Consider the following 22,740-nt stretch of genomic DNA (forward strand, 5'->3'; position numbering starts at 1 on the left):
GTATTACAATTTGCCCCTTGCTTCCGATAGTAACTGTTCCCCAAAGATGTTTACCGATAGGCGCAGGTGCTATCTTTGTTTTGCCTATTTTTTCATCAGAGTGAATCAGTGAGTCAATTGTAACGCCATAAAACTTTGCCAGCTTATCGCATTTATCAATATCGGGAAAAGTATCTCCTTGTTCCCATTTGGAATACGATTGACGAGAAATTCCGACTGCTTCGGCAACTTGTTCCTGCGATAAACCTTTAATGTTTCTTAAGTATAATAAATTATCCGAAAACATAAATACGCCCCCTTAACTATAAATCATTATAGCATTTAGGGAGCGTACTTTCCACCATATAAACTTGTCAGATAAGTAATTCTCTTGTTAAGTTTAACTGCATCGGTCGGCAACGTTTATTATTTCAAGACCATTTTGTTTTGCATAATCAACAGCATATGCCGTGCCACCCTCGTGCTTTGTCAGAAAGCAAATGCAAGCAGAACTACAATCAACAAGGTGTCTGTTTCTCTTTTGCATACATCCGTTATAGTAATGCACAGCAAGGACCTTCACCTTATCGGCTCTCAATCTAATATCATTATACACATCAATATCTTGTTGCTTCCAATATTTCGTTTGATTTTCACATGGCAACACTAAAATAAGTTTAACTTCGGGATGAGTTTCTTTCACCGACAAAACAGCCTGTGCAGCAATGGTATCAAACCCCAAAGCACCGCCTGTGCCGAAGTATTTGAAACCTTTAGAAACAAGCAGGGTAACGATAGCCTTCGTCTGTTCAAAGACCGTGTCGGGCGTATATGGGGCAATGTTGCGATGCCCTGTAAAACAACATGTTTGGCTTTTATAATCCATTGAAATCACCGCAGAAAAGCAAAAAGAGCGTAGCCGAAGCTACGCTCAAAAAACACTTGCTTCAAACTTTCTGCGACGAAAATTTCATAGTCTGGAAAACCCAAGCGTATGACAAAGAAGCGTGTGTTTTTATCAAAAGATAAAAAGCCACGCTCGGGTTTTCGAAACTTAAAAATACTATAAAATTTTCGTCGCAAGATGATTATACCATTAAAGGTATCTGCAAGTCAAATAGATTGTTAACAAAACAAATTGCTCTCACTCTATTATAGAGCGAGGGCAATTATGCTTAGTCTTTTCTAAACTCTTTATAGAAAACGCCAGCCATAACATCCATGACATTTTTGTAGAATTCAGCATCAGTAAATAGCTTGTTGTAGGACTCGGTACTCTGTGTGTAACATCGAGTTGCAATCTCTTGAAATTTATCAGGGAATAAGCTGTTGACAAACATTTCTGCGTTTGAACCTTTGGCTTGTTCTCTCATTTTTGCTTTAACTTCGGGATCAGCCATAAACATTTCGTAAACCCCTTTGAGAATGACTCTATCACCTTCAGTGAAATTGCCAAGATATCTCTCGTTAATTTTATCAATAATGCTTTGCAAGGTATCTTTTTTCTTATTCGGCTTTTTCGGCGCAAGATTACTTGTTGGAATCAGTTCCACACTTGCGTTATCAAGTTTTATTGAGCCACTGAATGTTTCGTTAAGTGAAGCATATTCAAGACTGATTTTATCATCAATGTCAACAATATCTTTGGAAGTTCTCGGCAGAAACTTAACTAACTGAGAGGTGAAAAGATATTCGTTAAACAGCTCTTCATCATGGAGTTTAACAAGTTGAGTAACATATGCATATGCATTGTTAAATTTTTTTAGATAATCCCTTGCAGCATATTGCCTGTCTTCTTCAAGCTCAGAAAAGCGATCAACAACCGGTTTCAGTATTGCAGAAAGTCTTCCAAGTCCGGTTTGTGTTTGCTTTTGTTTCGATTGAGCGTCCATAAGTGTTCTGTATTTTTGAACATCATCCATATTATATAACAAGTAATCTTGAATTTTAGTTCTTAAATCATAAACACGATTTATATCTACCTCACCATTTAGCAATGTACACTCAAAGAAAGGTTGGAACGAGTCCTTAATTTCTTCAACTGTGTTTTCAAAGTCCAAAACGAACACTTCATTTTTTCCTGTGCAGGTTCTGTTGAGCCTTGAAAGAGTTTGAACAGCGTTAACACCCTTTAATTTCTTATCAACATACATTGATTGAAGCAACGGTTCATCAAATCCAGTTTGATATTTGTTTGCTACTACAAGAATATTATACAGAGGACTATTAAATACTTTTCTGAATTTTTTATCAGTTGTTATGTATTTACCATTCTCGTCAACATTCATCTGTGATTCTCGATAACTAACACCATCAACTTCAACTGAGCCTGAAAATGCAATCATAACATCCGAGCCGACGCTCTCTTTAGGATGAGATTTCAAATAATCTTTGATTGCAAGATAGTATCTAACCGCATTGGCACGAGAATCAGATACAATAATAGCCTTACCTTTACCGTCAATAGTAAATCTTCCTTTTGAAAGGAAGTTAGACATTATCATATCGGTTTTTTGTTGAATAGTGTAGCCGTGTTGCTTGTAGTATCTAAACAAGGCTTTTGCGGCAGCACCTTCAATAAGCTCAGGATTGTCTTGTGAAATTCTGACAAGTCGAAATGCTTCTTGAATTGTTGTGTAGTTTTTAAGGACATCAACAATATATCCTTCTTCGATTGCTTGCCTCATTGAATAAACATGAAATGGCGTTCTGCGCACTTGCATTTGACCATTCTCATCTCTATATGGATGAGGTGTGCCAAACAATTCAAGCGTTTCAGATTTTGGTGTAGCTGTGAAAGCAAAGAATGATTGGTTGTCGTGTTTACCTTGACCTACAAGAGTGCCGATATATTCGTTTTGTAAATTAACTTCGTATTCCTCAATATCTTCGCCTTCAGCAATTTCTCTAACAGCAACATTCAAATCAACAAGAGCTTTTTTCAAAGTTTTTGCACTTTTGCCATTTTGTCCTTGGTGTGCCTCGTCAACTATAATTGCAAACCTCTTGCCTGTGATTTTTTTCATTTTCTCATAAGCAAATGGAAATTTCTGAATGGTGCAGATAATAATCTTTCTGTCATCATCAATAGCATCTGCCAAATCTTTTGATGTCTTTTTATCATCAATTGCGGCAACAAGTCCGGCTTTGTGGTCAAAACTGTTTATGGTTTCTTGCAACTGTCCGTCAAGCACAACTCTGTTTGTAACAACAATAACCGAATTAAATATCGGGTTATCGTTATCATCGTGAACAGAAGCAAGTCGGTATGCTATCCAAGCAATCGAATTGGATTTGCCTGAGCCTGCAGAGTGTTCAATCAAGTAATTGTTGCCCGCTCCGTTTTCTTTAACATTTCTAAGGACCTTTTTGACCACATCATATTGATGATATCTTGGAAAAATCAGCTTTTTGTTTGACTTGGTATATGACATAAATCTATGCAAAATATCAAGCAATGAATCACGCTGTAATACTTCTTTCCAAAGATATGAGGTTAAATAATCCTCACCATCTTTTATAGGATTTCCTGCACCGCCCGGATTTCCTGCTCCGTTTGAACCTTGGTTAAACGGCATAAAGTATGTTTTATCATCTTTAAGAACGGTAGTCATCCATGCTTCGTAATGGTCAACAGCAAAATACACAAGAAATCTGTGGTTCGGTCTAAAGCAAAATTCTTTTGAACTTCTGTTTTTCTTAAACTGCATTTTGGCATTGTTTACATCTTGTCCTGTAAACTGATTTTTGAGTTCAAGAGCAACAACAGGAATACCATTGACGGATAAAACCATGTCAATAGTGTTATCAAGTTTAGGGGAATATTTGAACTGTCTTGTGCATCCAAGAATGTTGGCATTGTATTTTTCCATGGTCGACTTATTCAGATTGCTTTCAGGTTTGAAATAGCAAATCTTAAAATTATGTCCCATATCAGTTACACCGTTGCGCAAAACATAAAGAAGTCCTTCTTCGCTGATAACCTTTTCAAGTCGCATATAGAGTTTGTCCGGTGCAGCTTCGCCATAGTATTTTTTATATTTTTCCCATACTTTAGGCTGTGTCTTTTCGATAAATTCGATAAGAACATCCATATAAATACATCTTTCCAAATCGTGTTGACGGTTATGTATCCACATAGATATGCCTGACGGGGCATCATGCTTTTGACCTACGAATTGTTCATATCCGCCTTCGGTGATGAGATACTCCTCAATATCGTATTCAAATCTCTTTTCATTTGTTTCCATATTATGTACCTTAACTTATTTTTTTATAACTTTGCCTACAGCTTTGATGATTTTTGGACCATTTTTCTTTGCTACTTGTGCTAAGCCTCCAATACCAACTGCAGCTATTCCGCCTACAATGGCTTTGCCGATTTTTCCACCGGCTTTAATTAAATTAATTCCCATCTTCATATGCCTCCAGTAATTCTTTACCCGAAATTTCGATTAACATTGTATCTGTGTTATTGCCGGTGCCTAAACACAATTCTTCTTGTTGAATAATCGGTTCGGTAAGACTATCACAAATTCCTTCAAATTTAATCTTCTTATCTTTTAGATTTTTAATTGAGCTTATATTTTCTGTGTTAACTTCGCTCAATTCTTGCAAGGATTGTTCGTAAACTTGTTTTGCATTATACTTTTCTCCCATAAGCATATAAGCAGACGCCATTAAATCTGTTGAAGCGGCATATAAATCAAAGTATTTCTGAAGTTTGAAATACTCACTAACAGCTTCTTCAACAAATCCGGTTGGAGAAAATGTTTCTTTGGCTATTTGTAACAGTTGATTCTTTGGTACATTTACAAAGTTCTCAGACTTTCTTTTGAATGTTGTAAATACTTGTCCTTGTGCAGCAGAAACATCTGCAAGCGCAAGTTGAATCGCCGTTGTTCTTGAAGCATCATCTTTTTGCGACATAGCAAGATACAATCTTTTTTTAGCAGAAGAAATCAGACCTATTTTATCATCCAAATGTAAGCTGTCTAATTCTTGAACTTGTTTATATGTTGCTTCTGCAATTTCAGCCAATCTTTGAACTTGACCTTGAAGATACACATTTTGGCATTTCTGTGACAGTTCTTGAATCGGATTGCCTTGAACAATGGCTTTTTCTTTCAATCCAAGTGGTTTTACAATTTGATTTTTGCCATTGTCAGCCTTTTCCATTATGTTAGGCCAGAATTTTCCATTTTTTTTGGCGTTTTCCATTATCCACAAATCGCCATTTTTAAGTCCTTCTCTGAATTCTTTGGGAATTTCCAGAACATACTCTTTATCAATTTGAATATCTCTAATAGTTTCTGCAAAATCCAAAACTTGCATCATTTTGTTAGCAAAGCCTTTTACATCAATACGAAATCTTTTCTTTTGATAATCGATAACTTTGCCATATACAACTTCATGTGGAGTTTCATTTTCAACAATTAACTCATCTTGCGTTTTTTGCAAATCTTCACCCATATTATGCCTCCTTTTTACCGGTCACATATTCGTAAATGAGCGACTTTTTATAGTCGTTTAATTTGTCAATTTTTTCTTGTTTGATAGCTATAAGGCGGTCAATTTTAGCACATTTATTATCAAGATATGTTGCAATTCGCTGTTGCTCATTTAATGGTGGTAACGCAATCTTGACATTTCCAATATTGTCAGCTGAAATATGTACTACTTTCAGTTTTGCTTTTCCGTAACTTTTTTGCTTTTGTGAATAAATACTGTTCAAAGCATAATTTAGGAAAGCCGGATCTTGATGATGTTTCATAACAATAATATCACCGCCGGCAAGACACTTTTCGTTTCCTAAATAAACTACATTCTTACCGATTTCTTCTACCAATTCTCCTGTACCGGCAAATAATATATCACCATGTTCAAAAAACTGATGTGGCTGAATAATTTCCAAGTTTGTTCTGGAAACACAGTCTGTGAATCCTTGGTTATATTTAGTATAGATTTCACCATATCTTACACACTGTATATCTCCATCGCTTATCACTTCTTCTTTAGTTATACCTTTACCTTTTTCAAGAGCGTTCGCAACGAACTTTGTTCTTTTAACAATCCAATGCTTGGGAATCATTCCTATCCATTTAACACCACTATCTTTCATTGGCACATCAGGATTAAGTCCTTTTGTTACAACTTCGGTAATAAGTGATTGCTTATACTGTTTCAGTTTTTCAATCTGTGTCTGCTGATTGACAATCAGTAAGTTAATCTTGGAACAGGCGGTATCGAGATAGTCGACAATACGGTGTTGCTCTATCTCAATAGGATAAGGGATAAGAAAATTTCCCATATCTGAAGAATTTAACGCACTTCTAACCCCATCACCGCCGAGGTTATTAAACACACAGTTGTAATACATACTCATGAGAAAGTAGTATATGAATCTCGGATATTGTTTCTTATTTTTTGGACAAAATCTAATATACGCAGGCGATACAAGTCCTGTATATGGAGATAGTCCAACACGGCTTGTACTGATGTTTTGTAAATCAATCATTTTGAAAACAAAGTCGTTTTCATGTAGCACTTGATATGTATCAAATTCTTTTGGCTGAAGTCCATCAGAATCGTCTTTAGGTCTCTTTATAACTCCGTTCAAAGACAACGCAAGTCTATCATATGAACGAGATTTATCACCTGCAATTTCTTTTGAATTCTTATATTTATCCTTATATCGAATTAGTCCCCATGCTTTTGGAATATTCCCAATCCAAGCAACTCCGCTGTTTTTCATTTCTCTCATAATGTTTGTGTCCTCTTTCTTTTGATGACAGTTATCAGTATTGATATTATCACAATTCCGGCAACGATGCATAATGCTGTTATCCAATTTGATGCAATCCATCTGAACAGCCAAATTGCAACTCTTATTACAGCCCACATAACTACATAGCAAACAAGGCGTATAGTCCAATGAGCAATCTTGCCGCCGGTTCTCGTATGAATAATATCAAAATCATATAATTCGCCAACAAAACCGTACGCAAGATGATATGCAATTTCACCAATAACAAGCAAAATAGCCCATTCTTTCCACCAATCAAGTGGCAATCCTAAAGGATCTGTCAGCGATCCAAATAAAAATCTTAAAATTTCTGTCATCAATTCTCCTTACCAAATAATTCTTTCATTAGTGTTGTTTCCTCTTCCTCCAAGGCTTTGATCTCTGCAAATATATCCTCGGACGGAGTAGGCGGTACGAATTTATAAAATAATCTTGTAAACGGAATTTCGTAACCGATTTTATCTTTCTTCCTATCGAGATAAGCAAATTCATTATAAGGCAAAACATTCTTTTTAATGAATTCATCAATGTCTTCATTTAGCGGAATAGATTCTGTATCCGTTTTTGCTTTGTCCGGCTGAGGCTTACCTTTTTTCAAAATCGGCTGTCCGTTTTCATCAAGAATAGGAGTTAAAACGGTAACTTTTGTATAACCGAAATAATCATTATCAAATACCTTTGATTCAACAGAAAGGTCACCGTTTTGATAAGTATCATTTGAAAAATCGTTATAAGCATTAACGATTAAATCAATGCAGTTTGATGAAAGGTCTACTCGCTTGTTACCGATGTTTTTTCTACGCTTTTCAAAACATTTAGATGCATCGATAAGTTGAATCTTGCCTTTTCTTTCATCAGACTTGTTTTTTGAAATAAGCCAAATATATGTAGAAATGCCGGTGTTGTAAAACAGGTCTGTTGGAAGCTGAACAATGGCTTCAACTAAATCCTCGGTAATTACATATCGTCTGATTTCAGATGCACCGGAACCTGCATCACCTGTGAACAACGATGAGCCATTTTGAATGATTGCCATTCTGCCGGCGCCTTCTTTTAATTTCTTTACGCCGTTAAGCAAAAAGAGCATTTGACCGTCAGAAATTGCAGGAAGTCCGGGACCGAATCTACCGTCATATCCCAGTTTTGCTTCGTCTTGAACTGCTGTTCTTTCCTTTTTCCAATCGATACCAAACGGTGGATTAGAAATAATATAGTCGAATTCATAACCACTGAATTTATCATCACTCAAAGTATCGCCATACATCATTCGAGATGCATTGCTTCCTTTGATAAGCATATCAGCCTTAGCGATAGCAAAAGTTTCAGGATTGAATTCTTGTCCAAAGCAATCAACCGTAGCATTATCGTTAATATCTTTGAGCTTTTCTTCAAGACAACCAAGCATTTGTGAAGTGCCCATTGTCATATCATAAGCAGTTTTAGAACAACCATGTGCTTTGATATTGTCTTTTTCAGGAGCAACAAGAAGCTCGGTCATAAGATAGATAATATCTCGGCTTGTGAAATGTGCTCCGGCTTGTTCGTCATAAGATTCGGAAAACTTACGAACAAGTTCTTCAAAAATATAACCCATATCGGCAGATGTAATTTTACCAAGTGACATATCGCCTTTTTCAGAATTGAACTCTTGAATTACTACATAAAGCACATTACCGCTGTTCATTGTTTTGATTTCATCTGCGAATTTAAAGCGTGTCAATATATCTTGAACATTCTCTGAAAAGCCGTGAATATAATCCTCAAAATTTTCTTCAATATTGTCAGGCTCTGCAAGAAGTTTTTTGAAATCAAACTTGCTTTTATTATAAAACTGATAACCGGAAGTTTGAGAAAGAATGCCATCCATAAGAGCAGGAATCATACCTTGTGCCTGAAGTTCCTCAGCTTTTTTAACAACGGCTTCTTTGGTAGGGGCAAGAATATCATCAAAGCGTTTAAGTACGGTCATTGGCAAAATAACTTTGCCATATTCGTGTGGCTTATATAAACCGACCAAATGTGTTGCGATTTCCCAAATCAAATTGGCTTTTGCTCTGATATTTTCTGTGGTCTGCTTTTCGATTTTATCGATATTCATAATTGAATTCTCCTTGTTTTCAACTGGCAAATAAGCAATAATCAGATTGCATTTCTAACAAAATCTAATCAATGATTATAATATTACAATTTTAATTATATCGTAGAAAAAGCATAATATCAACAAATAAATAGCAATTGTCCCAAAAACCGAACTATTACAAACAAAAATTCGATAACAACATCAAAAAGGAGCTGCCTTTGCATTTTTGATGGATAAACAATATAAAAGGCAGAAAACAAGAAAGGCACCGTGAAAAATCACGGTGCCACAGACTGTAGAAAAACCTTGTTCTTTACTTATCACTTTAAGATCACTATCTGCGGTATTTATCGCCAAGTTTTTCAGTGCAGAAAGCCGTTCTTGTAGAGTGATGTTTGGTTTATTCCAAATCAACGTAGCTTTTTGAAAATCTGTTAACTGAAAACCTATTCCCTCATATCTATCTCGTGTGTATTTTGAATCAATCATCTCAAACATAACATTTCCCACCTTCAACAATTATTACATCTGATAAAAATTCATTTGTTTTAAGTTCGATTTTTTTACATCCCTTTTTCACTTTAAACATACCAATCCAGTAATCCCAATTTGTTATAAAAACCTCTATAAAGTTATCGGTATTTCCACGTTTTATATATCTGTTTCTATATTCATCTTTTAATTCATAAACCGGAAAAACAAAAGAAAATGGAATATCATCACAATACAACCAATTCATTATTTGTATATCGGTTGGAATCACAATTATTTTGTTTAGCTCTGCTACGCAGAGAGATATTAATTTTTCGTAATATTCGTATCACCAGTTTGGGTTTAAAATCAACTCGGAAACAGCTTTAATGCTCTCATCATCGTAACTATTGCTAATTTCGTTTAAATTAGAATACTTATAAGGCATAACGTGTAGATCGATAACATTTTGATATGTTTTAGCAAAGGTTGTTTTACCGACACCAGAAAACCCCGCAATTATCACTTTTCATCACCTGCCGTTTCGATTTATATTATTTTTCTTCTTCAAGCAAACTTTCAGGCTCATTTTTTATTCGACGCCAAGTTTGTAGTTCTTTCTCTGTTAGTGTTTTTTCAATGACAATTGGGATTGCCTGCTGATGCACTTTAATGAACAAGGTGTCATTCAACGTGCATTTTCCACAAGTACGAGGACCTAGCAATCCGAAATAACCGATTCTCGGCGGGTAGTCCCATCCGGCCTCAAAAGCTTCTTGTGCTGTGCAGAAAGTTTTTGCACCACAAATTTCACAATAGTGCCAGAAACGACGTGAATTCATACTTTCAAGCAATTCTAATCGTTGTTTTTCTTTATCTTCCTCTTGTTTCATTTGCTGTGCTTCTTCGCTGAGTTCTTTATGTGCCGCATCAACAATTTCAGGTTTGGGAGCATCCATTCGAAGTCCGATATTGCCATCTATAACTTCATATATCTTATCAAACCCTTCGCTGGGGTTGGGAAAATCTATTTCTTTTGCAATAGATTTTAGTTGTTGGATAGAAGAATCTAATTTTCGTTCGTTTATATATGTATTCCAAGCAGAATCGCTCGGACACATTACATAAACCTCAATGTAAATATTTTCAACTGCATTACGAATGGCATCTATGTACGCTATTCTACGCTTTGCCTTGTATAAAGTTTGCTCAACTACTACATCTTTACCTTCTTGCAACGTCTTAATAATGTCAACTAAAAGATTTTCGTTTGCTTTATATAAGCATTTAAATTCTTGTCTAAATGGAATGTGTTTACCGAACCCTGCTTCCTTATATGCAGCTTGTTGATAATCATATATATTCAATATCACCGTATTTCGATTGTCAGAAAAATGATTTTTGATAAAAGTTGTTTTTCCGGAAGCTGTAGTCCCTATAACGAAAGTAACTGTTCTATTCATAAATTTACTCCTTTCACTTGCTTGATATTTCATTTATAAAATCATCAATATGTTTTTGCCAAGAACAATAAATTTAAAAGGGGCTTTCATATTGAGAAATGTATTTATTAAAAATTGGGAAATACGTTTCTTTAATAAGCAAATGATTTCCGCAACCTGTATAAATGTGTTTCCAGCCTTTTGCGACTCTCGTCAGATTTTTGTTTTTTGTATCATCATTTACAAATAATACAATTTCTCCGTCAGTTTTTTCATCAGGCATAGGACCATTCCAGAAGAAACCCTCTAATGCCGGAAATTTGCTTTTTATATCGGAATAAGTGATTTTGCCACTATCAATAGAGTTATAAAATAAAGAAAAGCATTCACCATTTTCTTTCACAAATTCCATTAAGCAGGGTGCCCCCCATGGCACCGTGTTCGGCAACAGTATATATGACAACACTGTCGAACAAGTCTAATGTTATTTCTTCAAGTTCTTTAAATTTAGACATTTTACCATTCTCCTATTTTTCATTTTTATTTAGTTCATCTGATTCTTTGCTTAAATCATTTATTCGAGCCAATCGCTTTTTATTGCTATATAGGCAATTTGTTTAGTCATTTTTTAACCATGTTACCTCGTATAACTATTGTTTCCGATAGAAGTTATAAACCCTCTTTTTTCGCATTTAATTAGTAATTCATCAATTTCATCTTGTTCGTAACCAAAATCATTTTTTATTTTTGTACTCAACTCAGTTTTTGAAAAAACAGTACCACCGTCAAGGAAATAATCTCCTATTGCTAGAAATTCTTTTTGGAAGAAAGCAAATTCTTTTATGGACCAATATTTTTCTGCTAAATTCATATATCTCATCAATTCGGTTACGTTTGTTATTGGCATACTCCCTTGTTTTATAATTTCATTAATAAAAGTTTTTTCTGTAATAAAGTAGAAAGTGGCACAATATTCGTAAATATCCTTAAAATCATTGAGAAATGAAATTAACGCAGGCTTATTATTGGGCGAAGAATATTGTAATATTGAATTAGAAACACCTCGAAAGTATTTATCTAATTCATATACAAAAGTATCTAATCTATCATATCGGTTACTTCCTTTAAATTTCTGCATATTTCCTATTCCTTGCATTAATGAGAAATTTAATAGATTATGGTGCATTTCTCTACAATTTGCAAGTTGTTGACTAGCATTCGCTTTTTCCTGTTTTGAAGCCGTTGAATCGCTTTCGATTATTTCTAAAAATAAAGCATATTTTTTTTCGTTAAAATTGAAGTCGCAATCACCGCCAAGACGATAAGCGGCAACAATATACTCAGTATTATTAATTTTCTTTATTTTTGTGTCTTTTTCCAACACAAACAAGCGATTATAGCGTGAACCTTTTCTTAAAGGTTTATTTAAATAGTTAAACCATTCATAATCCGTGTAAATTCCTCTTTTTAAGCCGAAATCTGTATAGCAATTATAAAAGAAAAGATCACTAAAATCGTAATTATTATTCAAGTATTTATTTTTAGAATAAAATTTTTTATAATGTCCCCAAGCAGCTGGAGATGAATCGGGTTCAAATTGCACCTTTGCTTCATTTTTGAATGTCTGAATACTATCAATTTTATTTTTAAACATATGATTCCCCCCTGTTATATTAATCTGTTTTTTCTGTTATATTTTTAAACAATATATCTACGGTAGAAATTAATTCTCGCTGAAAATAATCGTTTAGATTATAGTGATAATTATTTTTTTGATTATCTTTTTCAAGCTTTGCAAAATATTCTAAAGGATGAATAATTATTTGTTATGGGAAAACACAAACCGCAACGAAACATAAGGTCTTTTTCTTCTCCGAATGTCTTGTGACTGATTTTATTTACTTCATCAACAACTTTTTTGATGTCATTCGGTGCAAGGTTGCTTATGCATTATATCATAAACAAAAAATTATGCAAATCAATAAAATAACAATTTATACCTTTTCCCTGCTGTTATTCATCTGACAAAACTATTTCTAAACATATTTCAAAAAGGAGCGGACCGGCTTTTCGATCGGTACAGCAATTATCTCTGCTTACACCGTAAAATTCACTTCTTGTTAAGCCTACGCCTTTTACTTCCATTTCGTCATAATCAGCGGCTACATCACTTAGTCTGACATAGTTATAGTATTGCAAGGTTTTATAATCGCAAATTGATAACAAATCAATGCGTGATAAAACTTTTCGTAACTCTTTAAATTTCATATTTACGCCTCGTCATTTAAACTGTTATTGTATTTTTTTATAAATTCTTTTACATCACTTTAATCTTCATTAGTCAAGCAATGTAAAAGAGGCGTAATCAACTGTTCAACTTCTTTTACAGCAACCTTTTTTGCCGTTTCGACATCATCAAAGGCATACCTAAATCGACCAAAATTATTTACTGTTAATGCAGCTGAAATTTGACTGTCAGTTTGAATATTTCCAGTATTACACGGTTTAGGTACAATTAGAGGTTCAGTCAAATCATCAATTTTTAACAAGTGTAGAATATAATATTTAATATCTTCTTTAGGGTGGCTAAGTCCGTTTTCGTCACAACGAGACTGATACTGTATTGTGAACTTAATATAAGTGAATTTATTTCCTTTAGGAATATTCATATCAGAATATATTCCGTTTTAATCCATACTTGAATTATTATTGAAGTAGAGTGGTTTCCATTCAAACCCTCTTCTTGTGATTGCATATAAACTTTTTATGTATTCAGATAATTCGCTCATAATCAAAATTCTTCTTCGTCATATGGCTGCACTTCGTACATTCCGTTTGGAGTAACTCGATAATACTTATCCTCATCTGTGTCTACCATCAGCACTGGCAGAACAGAGGTACTGATGACATCACCGTCGATAAAATAGTGATTAAAGCCGTCATAATAGACATCGTTATATCTTGGATTGTTTGTAATCTCAGATGTATAAATATGACCTGCTACGACTTTCATATCCAAGCCATCTATTTTGCCAATATCGGCAGGATATTTATTTGTTAAGGTATATTCATCTGTTAGTTCCCAGAGTTCTCCTAAACTTTCGTCAATACCTGCATGAACAAATATGGTATTACCGGCTACATAATATCTCGGCAGATTTTCTAACCAATATATGTATTTATCATCGTCTGTATAATCATCTTCATATGACGGGTTTTGCTCTGATATAGTGCTTGAACCGTTTAGTACCCACTCCTCGTGATTGCCTAATAAAGCTACGACTTTTTCAGTACCATAATGATTTTGCAGACTTATTATTTTATCAAGTACTTCCTTACTGTTATCACTCCCATGTATATAATCACCAAGAAACATTAACATTGTATTAGGTTTTTCAAGTTCATCAACAATATAGCTAAGTGCATAATCTAATGCGTCCATATCTCCGTGTATGTCACTTAGGCAGAAAATTCTCATTCTAATCTTTAAGTCCTTTCAATTCAACATTAAGTTTATCATTATCAATAGTTATAATGGCATAATTACCGAGATACGAAACAGAACCGGGGTTAATTATGCGAACACCGTCTACTGTTTCATCTGTTTGAATATGTGTATGTCCGATAAAAGCAACTGAACAACCCTTAGACTTAGTAGCTTGAGCGATATTTTTAAATGTCAACTTCACGTCATAAAAATGACCGTGAGTAATAAATATATTTATGTCTTCTACCTTAATTACTCTTTCGGATGAAATACAATAATCGGTATCACAATTACCTGTTACGGAGGTTATCGGCTTACTTGAAGTCAAAAACGCATCTTCAACATCTTCTATTCCATCACCAAGAAATATTACACGATCAAAATTCGGTTCGTTTTTTAAAATTTTGCTTAGTGTTTGTTTATCTCTGTGACTGTCCGATATCAAGAGAAGTTTTGTCATATGTAGTTCTCCTTTTTATTTATTGCTAAATATATTTTTAGTCCATTTGCCGTTGATTTCATCAAATGAATCAATGAGTATTTTTTCTATATTATCCACGCTCATTTTTTATATGAATCATCAATTTTAGATTGTTCAATTTAAGCAACTTTTCTTGCTTTTTCTTTTTCATCGAAAATGCCTATTGGCTCCATAGAACTATATTCTCTATTGCTTAAATCAGTATAATACACCAAGTAATGCATAATATTCAATTTCACTCCCGTTATGTACATGTCCATCTTTTCACATCCGGCTAATTGAACAAGGTCTTCACGAAGTAAAAACTCATGGTTACCCAAAGTCATATGAACATTATCTCTTGTTATTATGTCTTGTAGTATTTTTATACCGTCATTACCCTATCAATAACATCACCAATTATATAAAGTTGATCGGAATTCTTTAATGTATTAACTAAAGCGATATATTTTTCGAACATACCGTGCAGGTCACTGCAAACATAAGTGTATGTCATATTAAAACACTCCATTCATTATTGTTATTAGTGAAAGTTTTTGAATACAGTTGGTTTAATTTATTATTTTTCATTTTATAAATATGAACTGTGTATTTGCAGTTATTATAGTGCTGAACATCATCATATCTGTAAGACGGTAAAACATAAAATTCGAAATCATCATAGCGTTTCATCTCATATATTTGAGATTCACAAGAATATTTGTCATTATATTCAACTCCGGAAACTGTGAGATAATAATCACTAAATGTTGTATTCTTACCCGTAATATGTATCATTGGGACATTTTCGCTAACGATCACTTCTGAATCGATAATTAATCTTGAATTATCCTTAAAAGAAAATATTACACCAACTAATATTATAGTAACACATATTGATAATATAGTCATTAACAGTTTTATTCTTTTCATATTTTTGCCATAAACTGCCCTTTGATGCTATCGCAGGGCATATCAATTAAATATCATATTTCTTCTTTTTCGCTGTCCGAATAATTGGATAGCACTTCATCATACCAGTAATTTAGCATTTCTGCTTCTGATTCTTCATATGTATTCAATTTAAACACCTCCTATCAATGTTTGTATCAAAACAACAAATTTGTTTTCACTTATTAGCGATGCGTTAGTCGAGCATTAGTGTATTTCGCTTCGCTATAGCTTGATTATAACACGGACTAGTTCGAAAGTCAAGTATTATTCAAATTTCGTTTTATTTAGCCTTGACTTTTTCGGTAAAACTTATTATTATATACTCAGATAATATAATTGAGAGGAAGATAATATGCATGAATATCAAATAGGTTTAGCATTAGTGAAAGATATTGCAGCAAACCAAAAAGGGCTTGACGAACGAAAGAATTTTATTATATCCAAAATCAAGATTTTTAACGAAAAGTCTTTACGTTCAACATTCAATTCGAAACATATTGGCTTAGGTGAGAACGATGAAAATAATATCATATTGACTAGAACAACACTTATTATCACCTTATATACACAAGAAGAATTAAACACCCCTGGAAAAGCAATCCGTTTACTAAGTCAATTACTAATTACATCCGATGAACAGGATAACTTGTCAGATTTATTGTTCAACAAAAAATTATTCAGAACTTTCAAAGCAGCATCGACAAATGATATCAATGATAATCAAGAAGCGATAGATCTGTCGAATTTTTCTGATTCGGATTTAATTAAGTCTATTGTTGATTTCGTTTGTGATGAGAAAGACTTTTCTAACGAAAAACGCAATGCTATAGATAAAATGAAGCAGATAGCAATTAAATGTGGATTATTACATTAAACAATTGTTTAAGTTCCAAATCTAAAAACGGACTGCCTCACTCGTGAGACAGTCCATTTTAACTAATAAAACTTTTCACAGTTTACACATTTCTTTATAACTGTTATTATTTAAGCACATAAATTAAGGAGGTAAAATTATGTCGAAACCTATGCGTTTGGAAGACTTAAAAGACATGGATTTAGACGATGAAATTTTAGAAGACTACTCGGATAAATCCTCATTTAGTAATTACTCAAAATCTATTGCAATTAAAATAGCATATTTGCTCGGTGTCCGGCAAGATTTTATATTTACAATTGATGAATCTGCCGAAGATATATTTAACGAGCTAACAGGCAACATGGATGCCACAATTATACGAGCGTTAAATAACCTAAGAAGCAATATTATTTTAAATTTTAAGCGAATCAGCCGTACAATTAGAATTTCTGCTAATGACTATCAACCCATATATAAAATAGATATTTTAGAAAATGATTTTAAAACTTTAAAAAAATATAATATAGAAATTACTACCGGGCGACAGGATTTAAATGAATACTTAGAGAGAATCAATACTGAAATTCAAAGGCATATAGATTCTGTATCAACACTCTTTCCCGAATGGATTGAATTCAAGTATATTAAATTCATGTTCAATATGCCTACAAATAAAATAAAGGAAGAATCTGAAAAATACCAAAACAATCAAAATTATTATCCTTATAAGAGATATTTTTATTGGCGCAAGCCTATGGAATACGGAAATATACTACTCTCTGATGTTAAATTACTTGATATCATATATCAGAATGCAGGAGGATATTTTCAAGATATAGATCGAGTTATTGATGCCAGCGATAATGTTAAGAACAATATAAATAATTTTATAAATAACGGCAATAAAATACAGATATTTGTTGATGGCGAAAACTGCGATCCTTATCGTTTGGCTGCTATGTTTGATAGCCTTAAGGGTTATGAAATACAGAAGATCGATAAAGTCGTTGTTTATTATGATGAACTCAACTCATCAAAGGCTTGGCTGCAACTGAAATTCTTTACATATAATGTGGAAGTCAAAACCATTGCTGTTGAGCGTATTAAAGAGGACAAGTCACTTGTAGATCACAAGCTTGTTGCCGGTGTTTCAAAAGCAGTATATAAGGATGAAGTGGATTCTATAATTCTTGCTTCAAGTGATTCTGACTTTTGGTCTGTTATCGAGGATGTTAATGCAAAATATCTTGTACTTCTTGAAAAAGCAAAATGTGGTTCTGACTTCAAATCTCTTCTTTGGAATAAAAATATTTTCTATTGCTATCTTGATAAGTTTATGACACCTGAAAAGGACAAGTTCTTTGATACAGTGTTCAAGAAAGAACTTGAAAAAATAATTGCAAGCTCATTTGTTTTGCCAAATGCGGAGCAAATCTTTAGAGAAGCACTTACGCAAACTCGTGCCTCATTATCGTCTACGGCGAGAGACCACCTTTACAATACTACAATGAACAATCTTAAGTTGGTGCTTAATAGCAATGGTACTTTTTCAATAAAACTTGCAAATTAAAAATTCGTCTTATATTTTTCGCATACAAGATAGGATTGCTCATATGATATGACAATAAAACAAAAAAAGATGGCTGTATCACAAAACTTTGTGATACAGCCATCTTTAGTTTTAATAATCCGTTTGGTCACTTATGGAATCTAAAGCCAAATTCCTTAAGCCTTCGTCTAACGAATCAAGTTTTGATTCATATTCATCTTCGTCCATTTCTTCCCAATTACAACAAATATCTACATAATTAGCATATTGTTCCGGTTCTTCTTCGGACATCATTTCTTCATAGGTTGGATATTCTTTCATAATTTACTCCCTTCAAATTGTTTAATTATTATATCAACACTAAAAACAGTATTGGTGAAACAATTAGCAGTGTTCTGATTCCTGATAGAACAAGTTTTAATGCAAATGAAAATAAACTAAATGCGATTTTCAATGTAACTATTCCGAGCATTATTGTTATAAATGACATTAAAATAAACATAAAATTCCTTTCTTGTTGTTAAGAAATAACCCCTAAAAATATGTCAACTTCTTACGAAGATAAACTGCGTTTCTCAGCAGACATGTTATTTGAATGACTACTGCTGAGTAACATGGGAAAAAGGAAATTTTGTGAACTGATGCTTAAACTCCTATTCACTTGTCATGTACTTTATTTAACTATATGAGCAAGAAACAAAACAGTTTTGCTACAATTTATAGGACAAACCTAAAAAACATCTTTATTTCGTCTTCCCAAAGTGACATCTTATTTGTCACTTTGAATTTTGTTTTTTGACTCTTCAATTTTTGAAAAATCGATAACACTATCCGATGATGAGATTTCTGCCGGAACTTCGATATCTTCTTCATCGTCATTGAACATCATATATTCGGCAGCACGACCGGTAAGCCGCCTTTTGATTTCATTATCGTTCATTCAATCGCACCTCGTTTTACAGAACTCATCCAATAATAAAATTTAATTTACAAATCTTGTAAAAACACACAAATTTATTGTTATACTCGTAAATTACATTTCTTTTAGCTGATATTTATATTGCAAGTCGTCCACAAAAGAAAATAAATCTTTATCGTTATATAATTCAGAAAGTTCCCTTAATATGCGGTTTTTACCTATCTATATAGAATTCATAATATTAAGCAAACTCTGATAACTGTCAACATCGTGGTAAACCACCTTGCTTGTTGACATTTCGTTAAACAGCTTTTTGGCACAAGAAATCTTAGCCTGCTCAATTGGTCTCAGTTCGAGACTTTCCATTGTGCCTTTGGTTTCGGCAATAAAGAAAATGTGTTTTACTGTTCCCTCATAAAAAGCGATTGCCCAGTCGGGAGAATAATTGCCTACCGGAGTAGGAATTTGAAATGTTCTCGGAAGTTTTGCATAAACGCACACTTCATCTGCTCTATCCAAATCCTGTGCAAACCTTCGTTCAACGCTTTGTTCAGCAGAGCCATCAGTAAAGACATAATCTTGAATAGCTTTCTTTGCAAGGAATGCTTTATCAAAACTTTGTGTGTTCTTTTCGGCTGTAAAGATATTACTGTCATACTCACCCTCGATTGTGTCATAGGAAATATGCTCAACAATCATTGTAGCCTTCTGCTCATTGATAAGCCTGGTAACCTTTGAGATGAATTCCTCTGGGTTATTCTTAAACATATGAATCTTATCCATACGAATACCCTGTAAAATTGCAGATACAGTCTTACGGGTAAGCGTGGTACCTTCTGCAACCTTACCGATAAGGTCATATTTAATCTGGCTTGTTTCAACGTGTTTCAAAGTTTTCGTTCTTGTCTTTTCGCCTGCAAAAGAAGCTCCGCGCTCAACCTCATATTCATTCATTTTGTCTTTCTGACGGCCAATGGTTGTGGTGTATTGAAGTTCAGAAACAAATAGCTTTTTATCAATGTGAGTAATCGCTTTCTCTATTAGCTCTTTGCTGTCAAATTCAACAGTATAAGCATACTTATGATTGATTTGCTTCCACAAAGCTTGGAATTCTTTTTTAGCAAAATTTTCATTGAGTGGATTATCTCTAACCTTTGTTTCGTGACCGTCTGTAAACATATCCTTGAGGACACTGTCATCATAAACAGCCTGAATAAGCGTATGTATACCATCTGCCATAGGTTTCAATTCATCAGGAAGCTCAGCAACAGTTCCACTTTTTATATCTTGACGGTATTTGTCCGTAACCTTACGCTTCATATCGACATAACCGTTCTGTATAAGATAAAATTCAATGGCATTGGCTGTATCGTCATCAATAATCGTAGATACACCGTCAACATTAATGCATTTACCCTTAAAGTACTCACTCGTAGCAACAGTAGGTCTGTCATACAAAACAGTTTTGATATCCGACTGCAAATCCGTAACAAAAGTTTTATAGCTTTCACTTGCAATAACCGTAAGCGTGTTAATATCGTGTACGGCTTCTCCGCAGCTTTCAACATCCATACGATTACCGTTTTGATTTACGCACAAACGCAATCCGCGACCAACCTCTTGGCGTTTTGCAGTGTTGCTGTCGGAATGTTTAAGCGTACAAATTTGAAATACATTTGGGTTGTCCCAACCTTCACGAAGCGCAGAGTGAGAGAAAATAAATCTCGTTGGCTCATCAAAGGAAAGCAAACGTTCCTTATTTTTCAAAATAAGGTCATAGGCTGAAATATCGTCTGAAAATTCACTGCCCCTTTTGAGCTTACTGTCAATACTGTGTCCGGTCTTTTTATCAATACTGAAATAGCCCTTATGTACCGCACTAACATCACTGCAAGTAGATTTCAAGTATCTCTGATACGGTGTATCAAGCAGGGTTGTGTATTCATTAAGAGCATTCAAATACTCTTCCTCAAACATAACACCGTACTCGCCAAGCACTTCATCGCCGTTCTCGTCATATTGACGATACTTTGCGACCTCATCAATAAAGAACAATGAAAGACATTTAATGCCCATATTAAAGAGCTTTTCTTCTTTTTCAAAATGAGAAAGAATGGTCTCTCTAATCTGAATACGGCGCATATCTTTTTCGGACACATCACCGACAACATCACCGGCTTTGATAACCTCTCCGTTTGTAAAGGTTACAGTACCTCTTAACGGGTCAATTTCTGAAATTGTATATCCCTTGTACTGTTCCATTTCCTCAGATTTATAATATAGATTATCATCAACACCCAACAATCTTGTCTCACGATTGATTGACTTATTATATCCGATTTCAAGCTCAATTTTTGCCATAGGTGGCTTTTTACTTGAAAGCACAATCTGTTCAAGGTACAAATAACTGTCCGTACCTCTGAAATTCTTTACTTCAAAACCTTTGACTTCAATCTTCTTGACCAATTTCTTATTAAATGCGTCTAAAGCATCAAGAACATAAATAAGATTATGATGCTTTGCGTGAGTAGCAGAATAATTGAGCGTAAAAAGAGGATTGAAATTTTTCAAAGCCTTTTGTGTAACTGCACCGCCCATCTTCTGCGGTTCGTCTAAAATGATAATCGGTCTGTTAGCCTTGATAACATCGATTGGGCGGCGGGAGCCAAATTCATCACGTCTGGAATAAATAATACGAGCTGCGGCATCGCCTTTTCTACCTTCAACATTCTTTTCTTCGTTTAAGGAAGTAGCAAAAGCCTGCGTATTGATAATCATTACATTTATGCCCGAACTGCTTGAAAAATTATCAAGCTGGTTCAGGTTTGAACTGTTGTAGATAAAGAAACGAGCCTTTTTGCCATAATGCTCCATAAAGTGGTCGGCTGTAATCTCAAAGGATTTCTTTACACCCTCACGGATAGCGATACTCGGTACAACAACGATAAACTTGCTCCAGCCGTACTTTTTGTTCAGTTCAAACATCGTCTTGATATACACATAGGTTTTACCTGTACCGGTTTCCATTTCAATATCAAGACTGCATCTGCCCAAATCTTTTACAAGGGACGGAGAAAGTTTAATGTTATTTTGGCTTTGCAAATTTTGAATATTTTGCAAAAGTTGTTCGTCAGAAAGCTCAACAAGTTCATTCTTGTATCCCGTATCATCCATTATTTCGTTTTCATCAAATGATACTTGAGAAGAAAGATTTTGTTCAGTATTTCCCAAATCACGAATATAGTTAATTTTATCGTGAAAGCCTTGTCCGTTAAAAACTTTTACAACTGCATCAACTGCGTCAGTTTGGTATTGTTGTATTTTGAAATTAAACTTCACCTTCGGTCGTACCTCCCTTCGTTAGTTTGGAGTGTGCAGAGTTGAGTTTGGAATTCATTGTCTTTGTAGTAGAAGACATCATTTTTCTTAACTCTTCACAATCATCTTTCATAGACTTGTACTCAATTTCAGATAAGTAATCAGTTTCAAACAACAAGTCTAACCAATAAATTGTTTCTGCCGACTCTTTTAATGCAATATAAATTTTTGAAAGAAAATCTTTTTCGCTTATGGCACATTCGCTTTCAGCTATATTAGCGCCAATACTTGTCCCACTGCGTAATAATTGCTTCGACAAAACATATTCTTTCTTTTCGTCACACAAATACTTGTAAAGCCTAACAATTCTCACAGCAAATTTCTTACTTTTATATTTAACTGTTTTTTCTCTGCCCATAA

27 protein-coding genes are annotated in these 22,740 nt (G+C 34.1%); 2 read left to right on the forward strand and 25 right to left on the reverse strand.

The genetic code is table 11. The features are described 5' to 3' along the window. The 21 genes from B5D29_RS07355 to B5D29_RS07435 all read right to left on the reverse strand — a co-directional run. Positions 1-286, reverse strand: a 286-nt coding sequence (locus B5D29_RS07355) for a helix-turn-helix transcriptional regulator (protein ID WP_143406746.1), incomplete at its 3' end; no start/stop codon positions are given. Between the two features lie 93 nt (positions 287-379). Beyond that, a complete protein-coding gene (locus B5D29_RS07360; RefSeq protein WP_078768936.1) occupies positions 380-865 on the reverse strand; it encodes an SLOG family protein in 486 nt (161 codons plus the stop codon). A gap of 289 nt (positions 866-1,154) precedes the next feature. Then, positions 1,155-4,229, reverse strand: coding sequence for a type I restriction endonuclease subunit R (locus B5D29_RS07365; protein WP_078768937.1), 3,075 nt, complete (start codon positions 4,227-4,229; stop codon positions 1,155-1,157). A gap of 15 nt (positions 4,230-4,244) precedes the next feature. Beyond that, positions 4,245-4,394: a hypothetical protein gene (locus B5D29_RS08710; protein ID WP_159443434.1), complete on the reverse strand. Its 150-nt coding sequence runs from the start codon at positions 4,392-4,394 to the stop codon at positions 4,245-4,247. Then, complete coding sequence (locus tag B5D29_RS07370; RefSeq protein WP_078768938.1) at positions 4,384-5,451, reverse strand: hypothetical protein; 1,068 nt, start codon at positions 5,449-5,451, stop codon at positions 4,384-4,386. The genes B5D29_RS08710 and B5D29_RS07370 overlap by 11 nt, the downstream gene beginning before the upstream one ends. A 1-nt stretch (position 5,452) precedes the next feature. Next, positions 5,453-6,742: a restriction endonuclease subunit S gene (locus B5D29_RS07375; RefSeq protein ID WP_159443435.1), complete on the reverse strand. Its 1,290-nt coding sequence runs from the start codon at positions 6,740-6,742 to the stop codon at positions 5,453-5,455. Then, positions 6,739-7,101 carry a hypothetical protein gene (locus B5D29_RS08715; protein WP_159443436.1) on the reverse strand — a complete coding sequence of 121 codons (363 nt, stop codon included), beginning with the start codon at positions 7,099-7,101 and terminating at the stop codon, positions 6,739-6,741. The genes B5D29_RS07375 and B5D29_RS08715 overlap by 4 nt, the downstream gene beginning before the upstream one ends. Further along, the gene (locus tag B5D29_RS07380) at positions 7,101-8,882 is read right to left on the reverse strand and encodes a type I restriction-modification system subunit M (protein WP_078768940.1); all 1,782 of its coding nucleotides are present in this window, start codon (positions 8,880-8,882) and stop codon (positions 7,101-7,103) included. The genes B5D29_RS08715 and B5D29_RS07380 overlap by 1 nt, the downstream gene beginning before the upstream one ends. Before the next feature lie 183 nt (positions 8,883-9,065). Then, positions 9,066-9,362: a hypothetical protein gene (locus B5D29_RS07385; RefSeq protein ID WP_078768941.1), complete on the reverse strand. Its 297-nt coding sequence runs from the start codon at positions 9,360-9,362 to the stop codon at positions 9,066-9,068. Beyond that, entirely contained in the window at positions 9,355-9,603 is a 249-nt protein-coding gene (locus B5D29_RS07390) for a hypothetical protein (protein WP_078768942.1), read from the reverse strand. The genes B5D29_RS07385 and B5D29_RS07390 overlap by 8 nt, the downstream gene beginning before the upstream one ends. 286 nt (positions 9,604-9,889) lie before the next feature. Next, positions 9,890-10,798 (reverse strand): AAA family ATPase, encoded by a 909-nt coding sequence (locus B5D29_RS07395; protein WP_159443437.1) that lies wholly within the window; start codon positions 10,796-10,798, stop codon positions 9,890-9,892. 73 nt (positions 10,799-10,871) lie between these two features. Beyond that, positions 10,872-11,189, reverse strand: coding sequence for a hypothetical protein (locus tag B5D29_RS07400; RefSeq protein ID WP_078768944.1), 318 nt, complete (start codon positions 11,187-11,189; stop codon positions 10,872-10,874). After that, positions 11,164-11,292 (reverse strand): hypothetical protein, encoded by a 129-nt coding sequence (locus tag B5D29_RS08835; RefSeq protein ID WP_278286420.1) that lies wholly within the window; start codon positions 11,290-11,292, stop codon positions 11,164-11,166. Before B5D29_RS08835 ends, B5D29_RS07400 begins: the two co-directional genes overlap by 26 nt. Positions 11,293-11,414: 122 nt before the next feature. Then, a complete protein-coding gene (locus tag B5D29_RS07405) occupies positions 11,415-12,431 on the reverse strand; it encodes a hypothetical protein (protein ID WP_078768945.1) in 1,017 nt (338 codons plus the stop codon). A 359-nt stretch (positions 12,432-12,790) separates the two neighbouring features. Continuing rightward, positions 12,791-13,045 (reverse strand): hypothetical protein, encoded by a 255-nt coding sequence (locus B5D29_RS07410; RefSeq protein ID WP_078768946.1) that lies wholly within the window; start codon positions 13,043-13,045, stop codon positions 12,791-12,793. Between the two features lie 59 nt (positions 13,046-13,104). Next, the gene (locus B5D29_RS07415; RefSeq protein WP_078768947.1) at positions 13,105-13,446 is read right to left on the reverse strand and encodes a hypothetical protein; all 342 of its coding nucleotides are present in this window, start codon (positions 13,444-13,446) and stop codon (positions 13,105-13,107) included. A 122-nt stretch (positions 13,447-13,568) separates the two neighbouring features. Then, positions 13,569-14,255: a metallophosphoesterase gene (locus B5D29_RS07420; protein ID WP_078768948.1), complete on the reverse strand. Its 687-nt coding sequence runs from the start codon at positions 14,253-14,255 to the stop codon at positions 13,569-13,571. 1 nt (position 14,256) lies between these two features. After that, positions 14,257-14,724, reverse strand: coding sequence for a metallophosphoesterase family protein (locus tag B5D29_RS07425; protein WP_078768949.1), 468 nt, complete (start codon positions 14,722-14,724; stop codon positions 14,257-14,259). 140 nt (positions 14,725-14,864) lie between these two features. Next, the gene (locus B5D29_RS07430; protein ID WP_078768950.1) at positions 14,865-15,071 is read right to left on the reverse strand and encodes a hypothetical protein; all 207 of its coding nucleotides are present in this window, start codon (positions 15,069-15,071) and stop codon (positions 14,865-14,867) included. A 38-nt stretch (positions 15,072-15,109) separates the two neighbouring features. Beyond that, complete coding sequence (locus B5D29_RS08910) at positions 15,110-15,256, reverse strand: metallophosphoesterase (RefSeq protein ID WP_143406747.1); 147 nt, start codon at positions 15,254-15,256, stop codon at positions 15,110-15,112. Then, positions 15,238-15,657 (reverse strand): hypothetical protein, encoded by a 420-nt coding sequence (locus tag B5D29_RS07435; RefSeq protein WP_078768951.1) that lies wholly within the window; start codon positions 15,655-15,657, stop codon positions 15,238-15,240. Before B5D29_RS07435 ends, B5D29_RS08910 begins: the two co-directional genes overlap by 19 nt. 373 nt (positions 15,658-16,030) lie before the next feature. On the opposite strand from B5D29_RS07435, the gene B5D29_RS07440 reads away from it, so the two are divergent. Further along, positions 16,031-16,552, forward strand: a complete 522-nt coding sequence (locus B5D29_RS07440) for a hypothetical protein (RefSeq protein WP_078768952.1) — start codon at positions 16,031-16,033, stop codon at positions 16,550-16,552. Between the two features lie 139 nt (positions 16,553-16,691). After that, the gene (locus B5D29_RS07445; RefSeq protein ID WP_078768953.1) at positions 16,692-18,104 is read left to right on the forward strand and encodes an NYN domain-containing protein; all 1,413 of its coding nucleotides are present in this window, start codon (positions 16,692-16,694) and stop codon (positions 18,102-18,104) included. A gap of 111 nt (positions 18,105-18,215) precedes the next feature. Here B5D29_RS07445 and B5D29_RS07450 read toward each other — a convergent pair whose 3' ends face one another. From B5D29_RS07450 to B5D29_RS07460, 4 genes are all read right to left on the reverse strand, one after another. After that, a complete protein-coding gene (locus B5D29_RS07450; RefSeq protein ID WP_078768954.1) occupies positions 18,216-18,404 on the reverse strand; it encodes a hypothetical protein in 189 nt (62 codons plus the stop codon). A 448-nt stretch (positions 18,405-18,852) separates the two neighbouring features. Continuing rightward, positions 18,853-19,023, reverse strand: coding sequence for a hypothetical protein (locus B5D29_RS08720; protein ID WP_159443438.1), 171 nt, complete (start codon positions 19,021-19,023; stop codon positions 18,853-18,855). 201 nt (positions 19,024-19,224) lie between these two features. After that, positions 19,225-22,341 carry a type III restriction-modification system endonuclease gene (locus B5D29_RS07455; protein ID WP_078768955.1) on the reverse strand — a complete coding sequence of 1,039 codons (3,117 nt, stop codon included), beginning with the start codon at positions 22,339-22,341 and terminating at the stop codon, positions 19,225-19,227. After that, positions 22,331-22,738: a four helix bundle protein gene (locus B5D29_RS07460; protein WP_078768956.1), complete on the reverse strand. Its 408-nt coding sequence runs from the start codon at positions 22,736-22,738 to the stop codon at positions 22,331-22,333. Before B5D29_RS07460 ends, B5D29_RS07455 begins: the two co-directional genes overlap by 11 nt. Between the last annotated feature and the right edge of the window lie 2 nt (positions 22,739-22,740).

The sequence above is a fragment of the Eubacterium coprostanoligenes genome (assembly GCF_900167205.1).
Lineage (GTDB): Bacteria > Bacillota > Clostridia > Oscillospirales > Acutalibacteraceae > Eubacterium_R > Eubacterium_R coprostanoligenes.